Source organism: Actinoalloteichus sp. GBA129-24 (assembly GCF_001941645.1).
In the GTDB taxonomy this organism is placed as follows: domain Bacteria; phylum Actinomycetota; class Actinomycetes; order Mycobacteriales; family Pseudonocardiaceae; genus Actinoalloteichus_A; species Actinoalloteichus_A fjordicus.
In genome coordinates, this window is record NZ_CP016077.1 from 3,316,767 (window position 1) to 3,336,408 (window position 19,642).

A 19,642-nucleotide genomic window follows, 5' to 3' on the forward strand; every position below is an offset into this window, starting at 1 on the left:
AACGGGCCGGTGTCTGCCGTTCGGCCCGGCTGTCCTCTCGCTCTTGTCTGTCCGCCGCCGAGGCGCGACGGCCAAATCTGCACGGACCGTCCTCGGCGGAGGCTGACCGATTCGGCGCCTGCCGAGGCCCGCCGCGGCCTTGACGTGACCCGGTGCCGGCCGGATCTTCGGGGGCCGACCGGGACGAGCGATGCCGTCTGCCGGGGAGGCCCGCCTCCGCATCACCCGGCGTCGGGCGCGCCTCGGCATGACGGCCCATGCCACTACGCGGCGCGGAACGCTCCGTGGCCCGACGCGGAGCCGGGACGGACAGGCAATGGGAGCGCAGCCTGCTCGGCGTACCGGGCGATTCGTACTCGGAGTAACCGGACAGCTCGGCTGGGGGACACCCGGCTCAGGTAGACGGCCGTCACAGGCCTACGGTGGCATGACGTGACTGTCGCATGAACGGCGTGATCGAAGGCTTCTTCGTCATCGGAGCCGTCATCCTGGTGGGCTATCTGGTGGGGCGGACCGGCGTACTCGGCCCGTCGGCCACGCAGGTGCTCTCCCGAACGTCGTTCTTCGTCGCGACGCCCGCTCTGCTGTTCGTCACCCTCGCCCGCGCCGACGTCGGCGCCGTGCTCTCCTCTGCCCTGCTCGTCACCGGCGTGACCAGCTCCCTGGCCTGCCTGCTCTACGTGCCGGTCGGCATGCTGCGTCGGCGGCCGGGCGGCGAGACCGCCATCGGTTCCATGGCCGCCGGTTACGTCAACGCAGGTAATCTCGGCCTGCCGATCGCCGCCTACGCCCTCGGCGACGCGGCCGAGATGGCGCCGATCCTGCTGTTCCAGCTCGGCGTGCTCACTCCGGTCTTCACCACGGTCCTCGACATCCTCTCGGAGCGGGCCAACGGCACTCGCCCGGCCCTGCTGCGCACGGTGACCGCCCCGCTGCGAAACCCGATCGCGGTCGCCACCGCCGCAGGCCTGATTGTCTCGGCGACCGGCTTCATCCCGCCGGAACCGGTGATGGCGCCGATCGAGTTGCTGGCGAACCTCGCCGTGCCGGGGATGCTGCTGGCGTTCGGCATCTCCCTGCGCGGAGCGGCCCTGCCCGGCCGGTCGAAGGAGATCGTTCCGTCGCTCGTGGCCGTCGTGGTGATCAAGAACCTCGTTCATCCGCTGCTCGCGCTGCTCCTCGGGCTGCTGTTGGGCCTGGAAGGCCACGCGCTGCTGGCCGTCGTGGTGTGCGCAGCGCTGCCCTCGGCGCAGAACGTGTTCGGGTATGCCGTGCGCTTCGATCAGGGCGTCGCGCTGGCACGGGAGTCCGCGCTGACCACCACGATCCTGAGCCTGCCGGTGCTGTTCCTGGTGGTCGCGCTGCTCGCCTGACCTCCGGGCGCCGGCGTGGCGCGGCAGGCAGTCCGGGGCGGCGACGCGGCTCCTCGGCTGATCGGGCCGTCGCCGACCCGCGAGTTCCGCTGCGGTCAGGCGCCGCCTGCCGGGCACGGGGCGGCGCGAGGCGTCGCGGCCTGCGCCGACGGATCGGTCCGGTCGGCCGACTTCCCGGCCTCGCGGCCCGCGCACGTGCATCTTGAGCAGATCACGATCATGCCGACTCCCCAGGGCGTGAGCCGGGGCCGAGGTGTGGATCGATCCCGGCGTCGGCCTGCGGTCCGCGCCTCGGCGGCGACCCTGCGTCTCAGTGCCGAGCTGCCTGGTGCCGACCCGAGACAGGGTCTCGATGCCTGCGGCGGCGGGACACACCGCCGCGATCCGCCGACCCCTCAGCTCCGTCGGCGATTCGACAGCATATCGAATTCGATTCGATATTCCGAACGGTTAAATGACTGCTCGTCTCGCGCGGGTCGGCGAGGTCGGCAGCCGATCGGCATCGCTTAGCTGGTGAAGGAGGGTCGCCGAGGGTTGACGGATGTTCACGCTCCCACTACCGTCTGGGGAAACGCTTTCCGTCGAACTGAATTCGACATTTCGAACACCTGGGAGGCAATGATGCCTCGGCTGTTCCCGGACGCCTCGAACGAGGCGACCCCCGAAACGGCCCCCGGTACGCCGGAACGCCGCGCGCCCGGTGCAGGCTGCCTGCGTCCGGTCCGGCGGGCGGATGCCCGTCGGGGAGCGACGAGCACCGACCCGCGTCGAGGCAGTGCCCGCCGCGGTTCAGCCGGCATCACGGCAGCGAGGTCGGCCCCCCGACGCACCGACACCCCGCCGCCCCGGCAGCGTGACGCAGCGGGCACCACCCCACTCCATCACCGCGACCGATACCGGTAGACGACGACGCCGACCGAGCGGTCCCAGCTGGACGTCACGGCGGCGGGAGGGAACTGCGATGTCCGGTTCACCAGCGACGCCCCGCACGACGACCCGACGGGGAGCCGCCGTCGCGGTGGCGGCCGTGCTCGCCACGGGAACGGGCGTGCTCGCCCCGACCGCCCCCGCCGACACCCCGAGCCGCGAGCCCTATGCGGGCTACGTCTTCGTGTACTTCACCGGCGAGGGGACCGCCGACGGGGAACAGGTCTACTTCGCGGCCAGCCGAGGCGACGACCCGTTGGCCTTCGACGAGCTGGGCGGCGGGCGGCCCGTGCTGACCTCGGACCTCGGCGACCGGGGAGTACGTGATCCCTTCCTCATCCGCTCGCCCGAGGGCGACCGGTTCTTCCTGATCGCGACGGATCTGCGGATCCACGGCAACGGCGACTGGGACGGCGCGCAGCGACACGGCAGCCGCTCGATCATGATCTGGGAGTCCGAGGACCTGGTGACCTGGTCCGATCAGCGGATGGCGACGGTCTCGCCGCCGACGGCGGGCAACACCTGGGCACCCGAGGCGTTCTGGGACGCCGACCGCGAGGTCTACGTCGTCTTCTGGGCCTCCACGCTCTACGCGGCCGACGACCCGGACCACGTCGGCGACAGCCACCACCGGATGCTGTACGCCACGACGCGGGACTTCGTCGAGTTCAGCGAGCCTGCGGTGTGGGTGGACCCTGGCCACTCGGTGATCGACTCCACGCTCATCGAACACCAGGGCGCCTACTACCGCTTCACCAAGGACGAACGCGACGCGAGCGCGTCCAACCCCTGCGGCAAGTACATCGTCGCCGAACGCGCCGAGGATCTCCTCGACCCGTCATGGGACCTCGTCGCCGAATGCATCGGCCGGCCGACCGAGGACGGCCCCGGCATCGAACGGGGCGAAGGACCCACGGTGTTCAAGTCGAACACCGTGGACAAGTGGTACCTCTTCATCGACGAGTTCGGCGGCCGAGGCTACGTGCCGTTCGAGACGACCGACCTCGCCGAGGGCCGATGGACGATGTCGCGTGACTACGACCTGCCTGCCTCGCCCCGACACGGCACGGTCCTGCCGGTCACCCAGGCCGAGCACGACCGGCTGACCGAGGCCTTCGCCGCGCAGGCCCCCCGGTGACACCACACATGGCGGTCCGCTGCGGGCGGGCCGGTTCGGCGAACCCGCCCCGCCGCCGCCTCGATTCGATCGGTACCCGGCCGGATGCCCGGCCTGCCGGGTCCTTCACGACAGTTCCCCGCCCGGCCCACCGCCCCGTCGCGGGCCGTCGGCGGGCTCGACACGCGAAGGAGACCCCATGACCAGTCCGACGGCATCACGCTGGCTGCGCCTGTTGGTCGGCGCCGCCATGGTCGCGACGGCGGCCCTCACCGGCGCGGCCGAGGTGCTCGCGCCGCCGCAGGCCTCGGCCACCGCTGACGACGCCCGGCCCGCTGCCGCCCCCGCCGACACGGGCGCGAACATCCCCACCCAATGCGGCGGCGGTACGTTCCACGCCGAGGCGTACCTGAACGGCAGCACCTGGACCGCCCGCCGGGGCACCTCGACCGTCTACACCGGCAACGACATGCGAGCCGCCGTGCAGGCGGCGATCGGCAGCCTCTCCTCGGGACGCACCACCAAGGAGCGGGTCGTCGTGTGGAGTTCCGGCTCGATCAGCGCCGGAACCCGAATCTCACTGCCCAGCTACACGGTGCTCGACGTCTGCGGCACCATCAACGTCACCGGATCGGGCTCGGGCGACCAGGCCCCCGTCTACGCCAGGGGCGCCACCGACATCGAGGTGCAGAACCTCAGCGTCACCGGCTCCCCGCTGTACGGCATCTTCATGCGCAACGTCACCAACGTCCACCTCGGACAGATCGACATGCGGCTGTCCGGCGGCCTCGGCATCCGCATCGACAACCGAGGGGACACCAGCGTCCGCAGCAGGAACATCCGGATCGACAACGTCTTCGTCTCCGGGGCCAGCGCGCACGGCGTCGAGACCTACGGCGTCGACGGGCTGACCATCGGCACCGTGACGGCCCGCAACACCGGCGAGTCCGGACTGCTGCTCAACGACACCATCAACGCCACCGTGACCAGAGTGGACGGTCAGGGCACCGGGGCGGGCACCGGGTACGCGGCCTTCCGCATGGCCAACCGCAACGGTCGCGTCGGCAGCAGCTACCCCACCAACATCCGCGTCGGCGAGGTCATCGCGCGGGGCGGCGGCCGGGGGATCTTCTGTGTCTCGGAGAGCGGCGGAGCGGTCATCGACCGGGTGGACATCGCCAACACCGGCAACAACGCCATCCTGATCGAGAACTGCCACAACGTGACCATCGCCGCCCAGAGCGGCACCGTCACCGGCCCCGGGGACATCCGGCTCGCGGCGCGGACCGAGTTCGCCCCGAATTCCAACATCACCATCCAGAATCTGACCGTGACCAACTCCGCCGTCACGGAGAATCCGTGCAACGGCAGCAACATCACCTTCCGCAACATCACCCGGGTCAACAGCGGCTACAACGTGTGTTGAGGCCGTGATCCGCTCAGCCTCGCCTGGTCGGGCGCGGAGCCTCGGCTCGGCGCCCGACCGACCCGGTGTCGCGGAACCGGCTGACGCCTGCGCACCAGTCCGGGCGACCTCGAGGGGTGCGTGGCCGCGCTCCACCGCTCGGCGGGCTCATACAGGCCGAGCGGGCCGGACGCCGTGTCCGTGCCATCCATCGCGAGGGTTTCTGCCCGCCTCGGTGGTCACCTCGGCCCGCGACCAGGCTGCGGAGCCCCTGGCGGTCAGCCCGCCGAGGCCGCACGCAGGAGTCGGAGCTGGCCGATCTCGGCGACGTTCTTCGTCAGCTCGGTGTTGACCCAGGCGAGCATGTGGGCGACGGTCAGCTCCGGGCTGTCCCGCCACGGGAACGGCGCGGGCGCGTCCAGATCCGCGTCGGTGAGCCGATCCGACACCACGGCCCACTCGTCACGCAGCCCGCGCAGCCAGTCGATCGTCGGGGCACCGGGGCCGGGCCAGGCGATCTCGGTGCGGTCGCGGGGCGTCCTGCCCTGTGCGTGATCGATCGTCACACTCCACCACCACCCGACATGCCAGGTCAGCCACGCGATCGTCGGGACAGGGACCGGATCGGGCTCGACCTCGGCGAAGTCCGCCACCCAACCGCCGTCGGCGTCGGGCCGCATCGTCCAGCAGGGCCTGCCGGGCTCCCAGCCGAAGTCCGCAGGCGTCAGCTGCGCCAGGTGGAACTCCGTCAGTGCCCAGGTCAGGTCGAACTGCCAGCGCAGCAGCTCGGCACGGGATGTCGACATCGGCCGATCGTGTCACGCCCGCGACTCTGAGCCACAGTGCTTTTGTGCCCGCGCCTGCCTGCGGTGGTGTGCAGGCGGGCGCGGGCGGTCGTGGGATGTCGGGAAGCGGAGGTCTTGACCCGACGTGAGCGGCTGTGCTGATCTGTAGTTGGTCTGGACCAACTTCCCAGGAGGTCCCGTGTTTCCACGCTCGTCCCGTACCGCCGCCCTGGTCGCGCTGCTGTCCGCCCTCGCGCTGTCGGCATCGGGGACGGCGGTCGCAGCTGAGGAGGGCCCCGTGTCCACAGTGCCGATCGTGACTCCGACCCCGCAGCAGATCACGCCCAACGGCCGCGACGTCCGGGTGCCGCGCGAGGTCGCGCTGGTGCTCGGCGCCGAGGTCGACCAGTCGACAGAGGACCTCGTTCGCCGCACCCTCCGCCAGGCGGGCGCCCACGACATCCGAGTCGACGGACGCGCCGAACTCACCGTGGTGGTCGGTGCGATCGACGATCCGGTGGTCGCCGACGCGTTGGCGGACGCGGGCGGCGAACGACCCGACGAACTCGTCCCCGAGGGCTATTCGCTGGCGGGGGCGGCCCGCGGCCGAGGCGGCCTGGTGGCCCTGGCGGGCAACGACGGCGACGGCGTCTACTACGCCGCGCAGACCTTCCGGCAGCTCGCCCGCGACGGCGCCCTCGCTGCCGTGTCCGTCGTCGATCACCCCGTGATGGCCCTGCGCGGGAGCATCGAGGGGTTCTACGGCGCCCCGTGGTCACACGCCGACCGCCTCGATCAGCTGGCCTTCTACGGCGACGTCAAGGCGAACACCTACGTGTACACGCCGAAAGACGACCTCTACCTGCGCGAACGGTGGCGCGAGCCGTATCCGGCGGAGGACCTCGACGAACTCGAGGAGCTCGTCACCGAGGCGACCACCCATCACGTGCAGTTCACCTACGCCGTCTCGCCGGGACTGTCCATCTGCTATAGCGACCCGGCCGACCTCCAGAGTCTGACGGACAAACTGGACTCGCTCTATCAGCGCGGCGTCCGCAGCTTCTACGTCGCCTTCGACGACATCGACTACACCGAGTGGAACTGCGCAGGCGACCGGGAGCACTACGGCGAACCCGGTCAGGCGGCCGCAGGCCGCGCGCAGGCGGAGCTGCTCAACGCCGTTCAGCGTGGATATCTCGACACCCTGCCCGACGCCAACCCGCTGCAGATGGTGCCCACCGAGTACTCCGACGTCGAGGACTCGCCCTATAAGACGGTGCTGCGCGAGACGCTCGACGAGCGGATCGTCATTCAGTGGACCGGCACCGACGTCGTGCCGTCCTCGATCACCGTCGAGGACGCGGAGCGGGCCGCGCAGGTCTGGGGCCGCAAGGTCTACCTCTGGGACAACTACCCGGTGAACGACTTCGGGCAGACCGCAGGCAGGCTGCTGCTCGCCCCCTACGACAAGCGAGACGCCGAACTGGACTCGGCACTCAGCGGCATCGTGCTCAACCCGATGAACCAGGCCGCGCCGAGCAAGGTCGCGCTGTTCGGCGGCGCGTCGTTCGCGTGGAACAGCCGGGACTACGACGCCGACACGACCTGGCGGGCCGCCGCCGACTACCTGGCCGACGGTGACCCGGACACCGCACGTGCACTGCTCGCGTTCTTCGACACCTCGCACCTGGCGCCGACCTTCGGCGAGGTGCCGTGGCAGCCGCAGTCGCCCGCGCTCCAGGCCGAGATCGACGCGGTGCGTGACCAGCCGCACGGCGAGCCGCTGGACCGACTACGGGAGCGCGCGAGGCTGCTGGCCACCGCCTCGGAACAGATCCGGGCAGGCGTCGACGATCCGGCCTTCGCGGCCCAGACCAGGCCGTGGCTGGACGCGTTGACCCTGTGGGGCGGCGCCCTGGAGTCCACGATCGACGGCATCGACCGGGCCGAGGACGATCCGGCCGGTGCCGACCGGGCCTTCGCGCACGCGGCGGAGTTAGCCCGGGAGGCCGCGGCGATCCAGACGATCCCCGGCACGACGCGACCGCAGGGGCCGATCAAGATCGCCGACGGCGTGCTGGACGTCTTCATCGCCGACGCACCGGGGCTCGTCGGCCGAGGCTGAGCCTGCCTGCGAGCGGACCGACACCGGCTCGGGCGATCTCCTCGATCGTCCGAGCCGGTTCCGTCGTGGCGGTCGGCACCGGGCGGCTCTGTCCCCGCCTTCTGCGGCATCGACCTGGCAGCGGCCTGTCCGACGGCCACCGTCGCCGGAACCGGCCCCGTAGTGCAGGGGTCGGTGATCGTCCGCAGAAGCCGCGGCCGCCTTGATCGACTACGCGGGCGTCTGCTGATGGACGAGCAGTCGCCCGCCGTCGCCGTGTCGCAGGTAGGTGCTGGCCAGCGTGGCGGTGTACGTCGATGCGCCGCGCCGTCCCGCGAAGGTGTAGACGACGGTCGCGGTGTGCTCCGTCTCGACCAGCCGTTCGTCGGTGAACGAGGTCTCGTCCCAGCCCGGCGACGAGTTCATCGCGTCGATGCACTGAGCCTTGTCGAGCACGGCACCGGGGACGATCACGAGAGCGTCCTCGTGGAGGACGGCGGCGTAGTCCTCGCCGCTGCCGTGGGCCAATCGTCGCTCGACGGCAAGCAGCTCCTGCAGCACGGTCATATATACAGTGTACATATGGAGGCGGATAGACCGACGCTCACTCGACGGCGAGTCCTGGCTGAGGCGCTGGTACTGGTCGACACGGAGGGCACCTCGGCCTTGGGCGTGCGTCGTCTCGCCGCGCGGCTGGGCGTGACTCCGATGGCGCTGTACAACCACGTGGGCGGCAGACAGGACCTCGTCGACGGCCTGGCCGAGACCGTGCTGGCCAAGGCCCGCCTCAGCCCGGCGGATCGATCGCCCTACGAGACGATCGTCGCCCAGGCAGACGCGCTCTACCGCGCCTACCGCGCCCACCCGAACGTCGTGCCCCTGATCCGGCTCGCCTGCGGACGAGGCGACGAGATCGCCCATCCGTTCCTGGCCGTCGAGCAGGCCTGTCGGGCGGCCGGGCCCACGGCGGACCCGGTCGCGATCTGGATCTCGGTGAACGCGCTCGCCGCCGGGTTCGCCGAGTACGAGGCCGCCGGGCACGCGGTCGGCCACGACTTCGAGACCTCGTTCCGGTCCTCGGTGGAGACGCTCGTGCGGGGCCTGCTGCCTGCGGCACGGGCTCCGTCGTGATCCGCCCGGCTCCTGACGGCGGTGTTCGGCGGCAGTGCGGTGCGAACCGTCGCGGCGGCGTCGGTTCCGCTGCCGCCGGCTCAGGTGCACATCTTGTCGGCCACCGGTTCGGGACCCGCCTGCTGCGACACGTGGAAGGTCACGGGCAGGTTCTCCGCGCCGCGTCGGGACAGGTCGGCGATGCCGACGACGACGATCTCGATCCAGTTCTCGTCGCCGCCGGGGACGACCGTCGACTGACCGATCGCCAGTCCCAACGCGGTACACGTCTCACCCGGTGCCTCGACGAAGAAGTCCACGAACCCGGTGGTGCTGCTTCCGGTGCTGTCGTCGGCGCTGACCGCGACTCCGCCGCCGCCGGGCCCGGTCGCCCCGCCCGCCGCATACTTCGAGCCGTCCTGACTGGTCATCCCGAGGGCGGCCGTCACCCCGATGGTGACCGCGCCGTCCGATGTCTCGTTCGTGCCGAACAGCGGGACCACGAGTTCCCGTGGATCGGGCGGTGACGTGCTCGGTGTCGGTGTCCCCGACGGGCGGTCGGAACGCGGCGAACCGGGCTCCGACGACGGCGGGACGTCCGGCAGCGTCGACTGATCGACGCTGCCGAGCGGCGACTGTCGTGTCTGCTGGAGGACGGCCAGCCCGATCAGGGCCGCTCCGGCGATCGCCGCCGCTGCCAGCGTCCTGCCGAGCGTACGAGGCAGCGGACGACGCGGGCGCGAGGCGTACGCCTTCCCGGCGGGTGCGGACGTCGGACCTCGAGTGAGGGCGAGCCTGCTGACGCCGCCGGTGGCGAGACGTTGGGGGAGCGGCCTGCCCAGCGCGCCGAGTTCGCTCTCGGCGTGCCGGTGGATCTCGTCCATCGTCAACGGGGTCGGTGCGGAGAGCGCCCGCAGCAATGCCGCGGTGAAGGCGGTGTTGCGGTGCCCCCGTGGCGCGTGCGAGGGAGTGGTCGCGGTGGTAGAGGTGAGGATGTAGGTGCCCTCGAGGTCCAGCTGGCCCGCCACGAGGGCTGCCGGGCTCGCCATGGCGTTGACCGCTCGACCCGAGAAGCAGCAGTCCAGGATCAGCACCCGTGCTCGCGCCCGCGACCGGCTCAGACCGCGTTTGATCACGTCCAGCGGCAGCGCTGTGAAGTCCAACAGCTGCGGATCGGTATGAGCGGCGGCCAGATAGAGCGCGCCGTCGTCGTCGAGCATGCCGTGACCCGCGTAGTAGACCAGGAGCAGGTCGACGGCCTCCTTGCCCGCGCGGGACAGCGTCGCACCGACGTGCGCGGTGTCTGTCCGGCCTGCCTCGTCGAGGTCGAGTACGACGCAGTGCTCATCGGGGTCGCTGCCGAACAGACCGCGCAGTGGGTCGCGGAACGCCGCCTGCAGGTCGGCGAGGTTGTTGCGCACCGAGGGGATCGGAGGGAGGTCGTCGGAGCCGAAGGCGCTCGCTCCGATGAGGACCACCCGGCTGGCGCCGCCGTCGGCGAACCAGATGTCGGCCATGCGCCTTCACTCCCGCTCGGGTGCGGTCAGCTGTTCGACCTCGCGGATCACCGCCACCGGATTCCGCGCCCGCTGCACGTCGACGTGGACCTGTCGGCCGTCCGGCGCCGTGACGGTGATGGTGACGTCGGATCGGCGTTGGACCAGCCAGGTCGACATCGACCGGGCCACCACCGCGCCGGTTCCCCCGGCGCCGAGTGCCACCAGCAGGACGTCTGCCAGCGCGCCCATCTCGCCCTCGGCGCCGGGGCGGCGCCGGAGCTCGAGTCTGCCCCGCAGCGCGTTCTCCCGAACCAGCCAGTTCCGGAGTGCGCCCAGCTGGTCCGACATCCCGGGTCCGCGCACGGCGAGACTCAGCGCGGCAGGGGCGATCGCGTCGGCGGAGCGGTCGATCGGGTGCATGAGGTCATCATGCCACCGTGGGTGATCAGGCGGCTTCGAACAGTTCGTCCGCGACGGAGTCGGGGGCCAGGCTCGTCGAGATCGGCGGGCGGACGTCGTTCACGCGGACGGGTCGACCTGTCGTCCGCCACGCGGCACAATCACGGCGGTGACCATCACCACGCGCACCAACTGGTCGGGCAGCGTCACCTTCGCCGCGGACCGGGTCGAGTCGCCTCGTTCCGTCGATCAGGTTCGAGAGCTGGTGACCGGCTCCCGCTCGGCCCATGTGGTGGGCGCGGGCCACTCCTTCAACCGGATCGCCGACACCACCGGGACGTTGATCTCGCTCGACGACCTGCCTGCGGTGTTCGACCTTCGCCAGGACACCGTGCGCGTCGGCGCAGGCATGCGGCTCGCCGAGCTGGCGGCCCGGCTGCACGCCCACGGCGTGGCGCTGCCCGCCCTGCCGTCCCTGCCGCACATCACGGCCGCCGGGGCCTGCGCCACCGCGACCCACGGATCGGGTACGGCGATCGGCTCCCTCGCGGGCCTGGTCAGATCGGTGGACCTCGTCACTGCCGACGGCTCGACGCTGCGGCTGGACACCACGGACGAGGACTTCGCGGGCTCGGTGGTGTCGCTCGGCGCGCTGGGCGTCGTCGTGGCGATGGAGCTGGCCGTGTGTCCGGCGTTCGACGTGGCACAGCGCGTCTTCCAGGACATGCCGTGGGAGGCGCTGGTGACGAATCTCGACGCGGTGCTCTCCTGTGCCTACAGCGTGAGCGCGTTCACCACCTGGAGCGGCACGGCGGAGGTGTGGACCAAGGTGCGCACCGGCGACCCGTCCGCCGACCTGCGCTGGACCGGCGCCCGCGAGGCGACCGAGCCCCGCCACCCCGTGCCCGGCCAGCCCGCGCACCACTGCACGACCCAACTCGGCGAGCCCGGCCCGTGGCACGAACGGCTGCCGCATTTTCGGGCGGACTTCACCCCCAGCGTGGGAGCGGAGCTGCAGTCCGAGTACTTCGTCGCCCGCGAGCACGCTCCCGAGGCGCTCCGCGCGCTGGCAGACCTGCACGCCGAGTTCGCCCCGGTGCTGCTGACCTCGGAGATCCGCACCATCGACGCCGACGAGCACTGGCTGAGCCCGACCTACCGACGACCCAGCGTGGCGGTGCACTTCACCTGGCGGCCCGACGCCGCAGCGGTGGGCCGGATCGTGCTGCGGATCGAGGAGGCCCTCGCGCCGTGGGCGACCAGGCCGCACTGGGGGAAGCTGTTCGCCCTGCCTCCGGAGGTGCTGCGCGCCCGATACGAGCGCTGGGACGACTTCCGTGCCCTCCTCGACAGGCACGACCCGACGAGGAGGTTCCGCAACGACCTCGTCGAGGGCTGGTTCGGCTGACGCTCGCCGAGCCTGCGGCTCGCCGACGGCCGGGCGTGTCCCGGGACGAGGCGATCGGTGGGCGGAGGCGCCGACGGCTTCGCTGCTGTCGCCGTCGGATCCGGGCAACCCGGCGCGGTGGGCGTCCGCAGACGGGGGCAGGCGGTCCAGCCTGCTCCGGTCTCGTAGGGTCTGTCGCGTGGAGCGGTTGCAGCAGTTGACGAGCCCGAAGATCGCGGCCGAGTGGCCGGTGGACACCGCGACGATCGCGGTGGTCGGCGCCGACGGTGCGCTGTTGGGGCAGTACGGCGACCTGGACCGGGTGTACCCGCTCGCCTCGGTCACCAAGCTGCTGACGGCCTATGCCGTGCTGATCGCCGTAGAAGAGGGCGCGGTGGAGTGGGATCACCCCGCGGGCCCGGCAGGCTCGACGCTGCGCCACCTGATCGCCCACACCTCGGGCCTCGCCTTCGAGGGCGGCACGACGGTCGCCGAGGTCGGCGCGAAACGCGTCTACTCCAACGGCGGGTTCGACCTGCTCACGGCGACGGTCGAGGAGGCGTCGGGGATCTCCTTCGCGTCGTACCTGGCCGAGGCGGTGCTGGAGCCGCTCGGAATGTCGAGCACGGTGTTGGCCGGCAGCCCGGCGGCGGGAGCCGTCGCCAGCGGGGCCGATCTGGTCCGATTCGCCGCGGAACTGCAGTCGCCGCAGCTGGTGTCACCGGAGCTGGTGAGCGAGGCGACCACCGTGGCGTTCCCCGGCCGGGACGGAGTGCTGCCCGGTTACGGGATGCAGCGTCCCAACGACTGGGGCCTCGGCTTCGAGTTGCGCGACGGCAAGGAGCCGCACTGGACCGGGACGCTCACCTCGCCGTCGACGTTCGGCCATTTCGGTCAGTCCGGCACCTTCCTCTGGGTGGACCCCGTGCTCAAGGTCGCCTGTATCGCCCTGACCGACCGCGTGTTCGGCCGGTGGGCGATCCGGGCCTGGTCCGAGTTCAACGATGCACTGGTCACCGAACTGCGTGGGCGATCATGAGGCCTCCTGACCTGGTGGTCTTCAGCGCGCGGGCTGAGCGAGCCGCTGCGCCGAGCTCGGCCGGTCGACGGTCCGGCGTCGCTCCGTACGGAGTCGAGACCAGTCGCGGGCGGCTCGGCGACTGAGCCGGTCCGCACCGATCGCTGTGCCACCATTGCGAGACGTCCGAGTCGGCTCGGATGATCGACCTTCCGCGACGCGAGTGCGGCACGCCGCCGCCTTGCCGCCCCGGACTCGTCGGGCGTATCGCCGCCTGCCGACGGCGCGGCAGCCGGTGACGTGGAGACCCGCACCTTCGGTGCGGCGGCGATCGGGCGGCTCGTGTCGGCGGGCTACCCGGCGCTCGACCCTGCCGCGCCGTTCGAACCCGTCAGATAGCGGGCGACGGTCGCACGCAGTTGATCGGCGTGCTGGTAGATCTCCTCGGCGTGGGTGATCGGGATGCGCGTCTCGTTCTTCGCCGCGTCGAACACGCCGAGGTACTTCTGAGACCTGTTGAACCACAGTCGCGCGATCGGTCTGCGGTTGTTGTCGTCGAGCAGCACGCCGAAGTACGTCTTGGTGTCTCGAGCCGTGATCCGAGCGGCTTGCACCTCGCTGCACACGATCGCCCGGACGATGCGGAAGCCCTCCAGCTCCTCCTCGGTCGTGAGAATGCCGCGACGTGCCTCACCTGCCTCCTCGTCGACGTCCGCAGGCGCTTCGCCGGAGTCGGTGATCGTCGGCCCGCCGAGGTCCGCCGCACCCATGTCGTCGAACGGGGCGACCCGGCCGCTGACGTATCCGCCCGAGGAGCCGAGGGCCGTCTTCAAACGATCGTTGACCTGTTCGGTGAGGAACTGGCGCATCGCCTTGTCCACCAGCGGCAGGAACTGATCACGGACGCGCTGCGTGAACGAGCGTTCATAGACGCGAGTGGTCAGGAACCGAACCCACTCGTCGTCGGGCTCGGTGAACTGCGCGGCGAGGACCCGCTTGATCCTTCCGACGTACTTGAGTTCGCCCGCGGCGTTGATCACGGAGTCCAGATCGAAGGACTCCTTGGTCAGCTTCGCCAACTCCGGTAACAGCGTCTCGTCGATGTCGGTGAGATCGAAGATCAGGAACGGCTTGTCGTCCATCCGGTTCGGTGCGTCGAGATCGGTGTAGAAGTGGTAGGTCTCGCCGTTGGTCAGGATTGCGATTCGTGCGTTCGTGACCGCGAAGTACCGGAACAGCTGCGAGGCATGTTCGATGCGGAGCGGGTCGTTGACCTTCTTGGCCTCGACGAGCACCTGGACCTCGCCATCGTGCACGATGGCGTAATCGACCTTCTCGCCCTTCTTCATCCCGACGTCCACGGTGAACTCCGGGATCACCTCGGCGGGATTGAAGACGTCGTAGCCGAGAACGGAGCTGATGAAGGGCATGACGAAGGCATTCTTCGTCGCCTCTTCCGTCTCGACGCTCCCCTTGTGCTGATGGACCTTCAGCGCCAGTTCCTGCGTCCGCTCCGCAATGTCCATGCCGCTGATCCTCTCGCCGGGAACATGAGCTCGCGCAGTGCGTCGGTTCTCTCGTCGCGGGAATCCGGTATTCGCGGCGGGATGGCCTTCGATCAACTGCACGAGCTGGATCGAGAGTGCGCGGCCCGGTGTTAGCGAAGTCGACCGCTCTGTCACCGGGCTGTTTCGTATTCGTGTCATCGCCGGTTCTCGCTCGGCGAGGAGGCCGCTCCCGACCGATGAGGCGGCCGGCCCCTCGGATTTGGAACGGACACCGACTCGACAGACTCCGCTTGTCCGACCGATGTCGGGACAAGCCGGTACGGCACGACGTTCCCCGGCGAGTGACGGGCCCGCGGTGAGCCGGTCGCCTCGGCCGCCCTGCTGATCTGCGATGCGAGGGGAGGGGAGGCGGGCGCGATCGCGTCGCCGTTCGGAACGGGTCGACGATGCCACCGGGGACGTCACCCAGCTGACGGTGGAGGTGTCCTACGACGACGGCGAGAGCTGGGCCACTGTGCGTACCCGGTCGGCGGACGGGTGCCTCTCCGACCAGCAGTCGGAGGCTGTCGACTCGCGGTGGGTCGTGCGCCCCGACGCCGAGGGCAACACCGCAGGACGCGATCTGCGCCTACCCGCTCTCCGCCCGGCGAGTGAGGTGATCGGGGAAGCGGCGGTCCGGTGGGGGACACGGCCGCCGCCCCGATGCACCCGACGGCGGCTACCGCATCGGCTCGACGCTGAACGGCCTGCGTTCGTGGGTGCGCTGGTGCTCGGGGAACATCGAGATGAAGAACTCCGACCAGCCGCCCATCCGGACCCGGAGGAGGTCGTACTTCTCCGGATCACGGCAGGCCGCGGCGAAGGTCTCCGGGTTCGCACAGGTCACGGTGAGCAGATTGGACCCGGCGCCCTGCGCGAAGGTACGAAGGACCTCCTTCAGCACACCGAGATCGAAGTCCTCCCTGATGTTGAAGTCGGTGGGCGCGGTGTCCCAGAGCTCGGCGGAACCCGCGCCGCTGAGGCTCTTCAACACCGTCAGGAACTCGGCATCCTGATGGTCGACGGGCCGGTCACCGGGACTGGGCGTGGGGCTGAGATCGGTGGCCAGCGGCTCGCCGGCACGGCGTCCCTCCGCCGACGCCCCCGCAGCGGCACCGAACTCCAGGTAGTTCTCGAAGGTGCCGACCCCAGGCTGCATCTGGAGACCGAAGGGATGTTCGGCCGTGCCGTACCGCCCGGCCAGCTCGACCATGGTGCGCGCGGTCGGGGCGGCGGGATCGGTGAACACGCCCAGCACCGTCGTGGACATCCGCTGGAGGAAGTCGTTCCCGAAGGAGTCGACCTCCGGATTCCCTCGGCCGTACTTCGGCAGCACCAGCGCGGCCGCTCGGATGTCACGGAAGCGTTCGGCGCGTTCGGCGATCCGGCCCTCGCCCGCCAGTGTGCTGACGAACGGCTCCACCATGGACTCGCCCCAGTCGCACATCAGCGCCTCGACGAGTTCCGGCAGGGAGGTCACCGCCGTCGTCGGATCGAAGACGAGGCGCCGCACGGCGTACAGCGAGTTGATGGCGTTGGGCAGCGCGGTGAAGCAGGGCGCGATCACGTTGTAGCGGGCGCCGCCCGCGTAGTAGTCCATGCCCTTCTCGACGCAGTCGTCGACGAAGACCGACAGCAGCGGGGACGGGCACACGTCGCTCATCTGCCCGTACAGTCCCAGCATTCCGTCGGCCTGCTTGGCGTACATCCAGGACAGGTGGGTGAAGAACAGGTCCAGCACCTCGTCGAAGGAGGCGATCTCACCGGGCTTCGGCGAGGTGAACGACACCCGCTGGCCTCGGAAGAACATCGGTCCCGCCGTCAGCCACGACTTGCCCTGATTGAGGGTGGCCTCCAGGACCTGCAGGGTGTTGACGTTGCCGAGGGTGAACCAGTTCTTCCCCACGAACTGCGGTTCGTAGCAGCCGTCGCAGGCGTAGTCTCGCGCGACGCTCAGCGGCACGGTGCTGCGCCACTTCTCCCCCGCCTTCTCGGCCACCGGGGTGAACTCCGTCGGCCCTCGGCCCGCGCCGATGTCCTCCCCGCTGCGCACGAGTCCAGGGATGACCTTCTCGTCGTTGATCAGGATCGGATGGGCACCGCCGCTGATGAGTGCGAGTGCCGACTCGTCCAGGTACTCCTGCGGAATGTCGGACCGCACTCGGAGGGACAGGCAGGGCGCGTTCAACGGCAGTCGGCGGGCCGCCCGAAGACAGAGCATCGTCATGCGGTTGTAGGCGGGCCTGCCTGCCCCCGGCTCGTCGTCGGCCAGCGTGCCGCCGACGGTGATCTGCTGCACCCACTGGTTGTTGGACCCGCCCTGCGGGTAGTTCCCCGCCGCGCCGCCCATCGCCATGTTGCCGTCCGGCTGGTGATCGTCGACGAACATGCGGTTCCAGAGCACGCTCTCGCCGAGCTTGACCCACAGGCAGTCGATGATCTCCTGTGCCTGGTCGTCGTCGATCTCGCCCAGGGCGAGATCGCGATCGTAGAAGGGCTGGAGGAGCTGGTCGAGCCTGCCGATCGCCGTCGGTTCTCCGATCAGGTGGAGGCACGAGTGCAGGGTGAAGATCAACTGGGTGGCCTCGACGAGGCTCTCCGGCGGATTCACGGCGAGCCTCCGCATCCTCGCCTCGACGTCGGTGAGGTTGCGCCGTTCGGTCTCCAAGGAGACGGGCAGCTCCGCTGCGGTGTCCGCTGCCAGGTCGGCGAAGGCCAGGCAGTGTGCCTGGACCCCCTCCAACGCGAGGCGGGTGGCGAGGTAGAACTGCCGCTTCTGTTCATCGGTCGCTTCGGCCAGCCGGGTCGCGACGTCGTCGATGAGTCCGCCAAGCCCGTGGTCCAGCAGCCGCTGGTAGTCGGGGACGACGTGTCCGACCCCGGAGGCATGACCGAGGTTGCGGAAGAAGTTGCCGAGCTTCTCGTCCTGCCGGATGTAGTCCACGACGTACTTGCCCTGGCCGAGCCCGAGAGCGGGCATGCCGCCGACGATGATCTCCAGTGGATCGAGGTGATAGGTGTCGGCGCCGTTCACCCAGTTGCCCGCCGCGTCGGTCGTGCGTCCTCGAAAGCCGTACTCCTTGCTGGCGAACACACTGCCCAGACTGAGCTTCACGGCCCAGCCCATACGCTCCGTCACCGGGCGGTTCATGATCTCCGCCGCGCGTTCGGCACCGAACTCCTTCGCCACGAGGACCGACAGGTGCCCCGGCTCCGGCTGAACGCGGTCGAAGTACCAGTTGTCCTGCCAGCGGGAGAAGGTCTTGCTCAGCAGCCGGAGCACTCGTTTGGACGGCGGCAGGAAACGCTGCCGATCGTCCCCGGCCATGGTGGTCATGCGGAACAGGTAGTCGCGGTGGTTGTAGTACATGTAGCCGTTGCGCGACCGCTCGGTGAAATGGCGGTCGAGGCGATTCCAGTCCATACCGGGGAATTCGTCCCAGCCGACGTCGGACAGGTTCGCCAGAGTGATGGGCGCCAGCTCCAGGGCGGTCTGACTCGGAATGAAGTAGAAGCCGCCGATGTCGGCGTGTGCGGAGGTCAACAGGCGGTCGGCCATGTATCCCGGCTGGTCGCCGATCTGGGTGGACATGATCGATTCCAGGACGCGGACGTCCTTGGCGTAGCCCGCGAAGTAGACGCCGTGCTCGTCACGCAGGCTCGCACCCTTACGGCGCAGGTCGTCGCGACTGACGGCGTCGGAGGTGCCGTAGGGCAGGCCGAGCCGCAGGATTCGCATCGTGTCACCCGCGTCGCCCTGCGCTCGGGAGCACTTGATGTGGCTGCGTTCGTCCCTGGTCGGCACGATGATGTCCTCGGCCGTGCGGCCGACGAGATCCTCGATCTGGTCCGGACCCATGTTGAGGATGTGGTCCCAGTTGAAGGCGAAACGCTGAGCGAGGACGAAGGAGGATCCCGCGTACGCCGGGTCCTCGTTGCCGACGATCGTGTGGCCCTCGATGGTCACCGGATCGGTGGGGTTGTTCAGGTTCTCGGAGAATCGACAGCCGAGCACCTTCCCGCCGAGCTTGTCCTTGCGTACCGACTTCGTCGCCGCCTCCTGGGACACGGTCCGAGCCGGGTCGACGCAGCCGCTGTCGGCCAGCAGCTCTGACACCAGTTCGAACACGGCGGCACAGTCGCCGTCGCGGTCTGACTTCAGGTGGAACCACAGATCGGCCTGTGAATCGGCGAAGGTGCCACGGGATCGCTCGAAGACGTCCGAGGTGCTGCCCGCGTCGCTCGACGCCGAGGGGAAGAGCATGGTCATGCCCGTCGGCGGTGCGACGCCCTCCTGCTCGCAGATCTCCAGCCACAGCCGGAAACCGACGCCGACGACCGCCGTCGTGTTGGCGTCGCCGTAGCGCTCGTGGATCGTCTCGCGGACCGTGGACATCACCCCGGACAGCAGTGCTCTGGTGACGGGGGAGCCGTTCGGCGCTCGCCAGAAGGTGGCGAAGAGGGCGTGCGGCGACGGATAGACCAGGCCGGGCTGGACATGTCGCCAGACCTCGTGTCCCTCCAACACGTTCTCCGGGGGAACGGGGCGGGCTGTCGGCCCTGGGCGGGGGCTGGGGACGGTGGTCTGCGCCGAGTCGGTGCTGGTCGATGAATCGGGCACGGGGGAACCTTTCTCGTCGCAGGGCTGCGGCGGCGTCCGCGTATCACGCGGACACGGATCGGGTGGAATGCGTCGAGTCGCCGCCTGGAGGGAACGTCTGAAATGCGCAGCGGAGCGAGAACGCACAGAAAATGAATCTGGTTGTTGTCTTCGGGTCGGGCCGGACACTCCGAAGTTCGGTGTCCGGGCAAGTGCTCACGAGTCGGCGCGCGTTACCGGGCGAACGACGAGGTGGCACGGCATCGCGAGGCTTGCGCCGAGGAAGCGGCCGTGCCGTCGGACGGACAGTCGAGACTGGCGACGACGGCGATCGGGTTCCTCCGAAAAGCGGCGACGCGAGAAGGGAAGAT

At 69.9% G+C, this 19,642-nt stretch carries 13 protein-coding genes; 7 read left to right on the forward strand and 6 right to left on the reverse strand.

Annotated features, from left to right (window positions below; translation table 11 throughout):
- The first annotated feature begins 443 nt into the window (after positions 1 to 443).
- From UA75_RS14935 to UA75_RS14950, 3 genes are all read left to right on the forward strand, one after another.
- Positions 444 to 1,373, forward strand: a complete 930-nt coding sequence (locus UA75_RS14935) for an AEC family transporter (protein ID WP_075740772.1) — start codon at positions 444 to 446, stop codon at positions 1,371 to 1,373.
- Positions 1,374 to 2,334: 961 nt separating this feature from the next.
- Positions 2,335 to 3,438, forward strand: coding sequence for a glycoside hydrolase family 43 protein (locus UA75_RS14945; RefSeq protein ID WP_075740774.1), 1,104 nt, complete (start codon positions 2,335 to 2,337; stop codon positions 3,436 to 3,438).
- A 178-nt stretch (positions 3,439 to 3,616) separates the two neighbouring features.
- Entirely contained in the window at positions 3,617 to 4,843 is a 1,227-nt protein-coding gene (locus tag UA75_RS14950; RefSeq protein WP_075740775.1) for a hypothetical protein, read from the forward strand.
- A 257-nt stretch (positions 4,844 to 5,100) separates the two neighbouring features.
- Here UA75_RS14950 and UA75_RS14955 read toward each other — a convergent pair whose 3' ends face one another.
- Entirely contained in the window at positions 5,101 to 5,628 is a 528-nt protein-coding gene (locus tag UA75_RS14955; RefSeq protein WP_075740776.1) for a DinB family protein, read from the reverse strand.
- 178 nt (positions 5,629 to 5,806) lie between these two features.
- On the opposite strand from UA75_RS14955, the gene UA75_RS14960 reads away from it, so the two are divergent.
- Entirely contained in the window at positions 5,807 to 7,732 is a 1,926-nt protein-coding gene (locus UA75_RS14960; RefSeq protein WP_083683207.1) for a beta-N-acetylhexosaminidase family protein, read from the forward strand.
- Between the two features lie 210 nt (positions 7,733 to 7,942).
- Here UA75_RS14960 and UA75_RS14965 read toward each other — a convergent pair whose 3' ends face one another.
- Positions 7,943 to 8,278, reverse strand: coding sequence for a nuclear transport factor 2 family protein (locus UA75_RS14965; RefSeq protein ID WP_075740777.1), 336 nt, complete (start codon positions 8,276 to 8,278; stop codon positions 7,943 to 7,945).
- A 15-nt stretch (positions 8,279 to 8,293) separates the two neighbouring features.
- Between UA75_RS14965 and UA75_RS14970 the strand changes: the two genes are divergently transcribed.
- Positions 8,294 to 8,842 carry a TetR/AcrR family transcriptional regulator gene (locus UA75_RS14970; protein ID WP_075740778.1) on the forward strand — a complete coding sequence of 183 codons (549 nt, stop codon included), beginning with the start codon at positions 8,294 to 8,296 and terminating at the stop codon, positions 8,840 to 8,842.
- 80 nt (positions 8,843 to 8,922) lie between these two features.
- Here the strand turns inward: UA75_RS14970 and UA75_RS14975 are convergent, their stop codons facing one another.
- Both UA75_RS14975 and UA75_RS14980 read right to left on the reverse strand, forming a co-directional pair.
- Entirely contained in the window at positions 8,923 to 10,338 is a 1,416-nt protein-coding gene (locus tag UA75_RS14975) for a caspase family protein (RefSeq protein WP_075740779.1), read from the reverse strand.
- A 6-nt stretch (positions 10,339 to 10,344) separates the two neighbouring features.
- Entirely contained in the window at positions 10,345 to 10,740 is a 396-nt protein-coding gene (locus UA75_RS14980; RefSeq protein WP_075740780.1) for an effector-associated constant component EACC1, read from the reverse strand.
- Positions 10,741 to 10,888: 148 nt separating this feature from the next.
- Between UA75_RS14980 and UA75_RS14985 the strand changes: the two genes are divergently transcribed.
- Both UA75_RS14985 and UA75_RS14990 read left to right on the forward strand, forming a co-directional pair.
- Positions 10,889 to 12,127 (forward strand): D-arabinono-1,4-lactone oxidase, encoded by a 1,239-nt coding sequence (locus tag UA75_RS14985; RefSeq protein WP_075740781.1) that lies wholly within the window; start codon positions 10,889 to 10,891, stop codon positions 12,125 to 12,127.
- Positions 12,128 to 12,323: 196 nt separating this feature from the next.
- Entirely contained in the window at positions 12,324 to 13,145 is an 822-nt protein-coding gene (locus UA75_RS14990) for a serine hydrolase domain-containing protein (protein ID WP_075743823.1), read from the forward strand.
- A 332-nt stretch (positions 13,146 to 13,477) separates the two neighbouring features.
- Here UA75_RS14990 and UA75_RS14995 read toward each other — a convergent pair whose 3' ends face one another.
- On the reverse strand, positions 13,478 to 14,650 hold the full coding sequence (locus UA75_RS14995; protein ID WP_075740782.1) for a type I restriction endonuclease: 1,173 nt from the start codon (positions 14,648 to 14,650) through the stop codon (positions 13,478 to 13,480).
- Between the two features lie 700 nt (positions 14,651 to 15,350).
- Positions 15,351 to 19,292 carry a Dyp-type peroxidase gene (locus UA75_RS15000; protein ID WP_232237760.1) on the reverse strand — a complete coding sequence of 1,314 codons (3,942 nt, stop codon included), beginning with the start codon at positions 19,290 to 19,292 and terminating at the stop codon, positions 15,351 to 15,353.
- Positions 19,293 to 19,642: the final 350 nt, after the last annotated feature.

Bases quoted from the DNA above. Each gene is read 5' to 3' on its own strand.
- UA75_RS14955 (WP_075740776.1), bottom strand. From the start codon at position 5,628: ATGTCGACATCCCGTGCCGAGCTGCTGCGCTGGCAGTTCGACCTGACC.
- UA75_RS14975 (WP_075740779.1), bottom strand. From the start codon at position 10,338: ATGGCCGACATCTGGTTCGCCGACGGCGGCGCCAGCCGGGTGGTCCTC.
- UA75_RS14995 (WP_075740782.1), bottom strand. From the start codon at position 14,650: ATGGACATTGCGGAGCGGACGCAGGAACTGGCGCTGAAGGTCCATCAG.
- UA75_RS14950 (WP_075740775.1), top strand. From the start codon at position 3,617: ATGACCAGTCCGACGGCATCACGCTGGCTGCGCCTGTTGGTCGGCGCC.
- UA75_RS14935 (WP_075740772.1), top strand. From the start codon at position 444: ATGAACGGCGTGATCGAAGGCTTCTTCGTCATCGGAGCCGTCATCCTG.
- UA75_RS14965 (WP_075740777.1), bottom strand. From the start codon at position 8,278: ATGACCGTGCTGCAGGAGCTGCTTGCCGTCGAGCGACGATTGGCCCAC.
- UA75_RS14945 (WP_075740774.1), top strand. From the start codon at position 2,335: ATGTCCGGTTCACCAGCGACGCCCCGCACGACGACCCGACGGGGAGCC.
- UA75_RS14970 (WP_075740778.1), top strand. From the start codon at position 8,294: ATGGAGGCGGATAGACCGACGCTCACTCGACGGCGAGTCCTGGCTGAG.
- UA75_RS14980 (WP_075740780.1), bottom strand. From the start codon at position 10,740: ATGCACCCGATCGACCGCTCCGCCGACGCGATCGCCCCTGCCGCGCTG.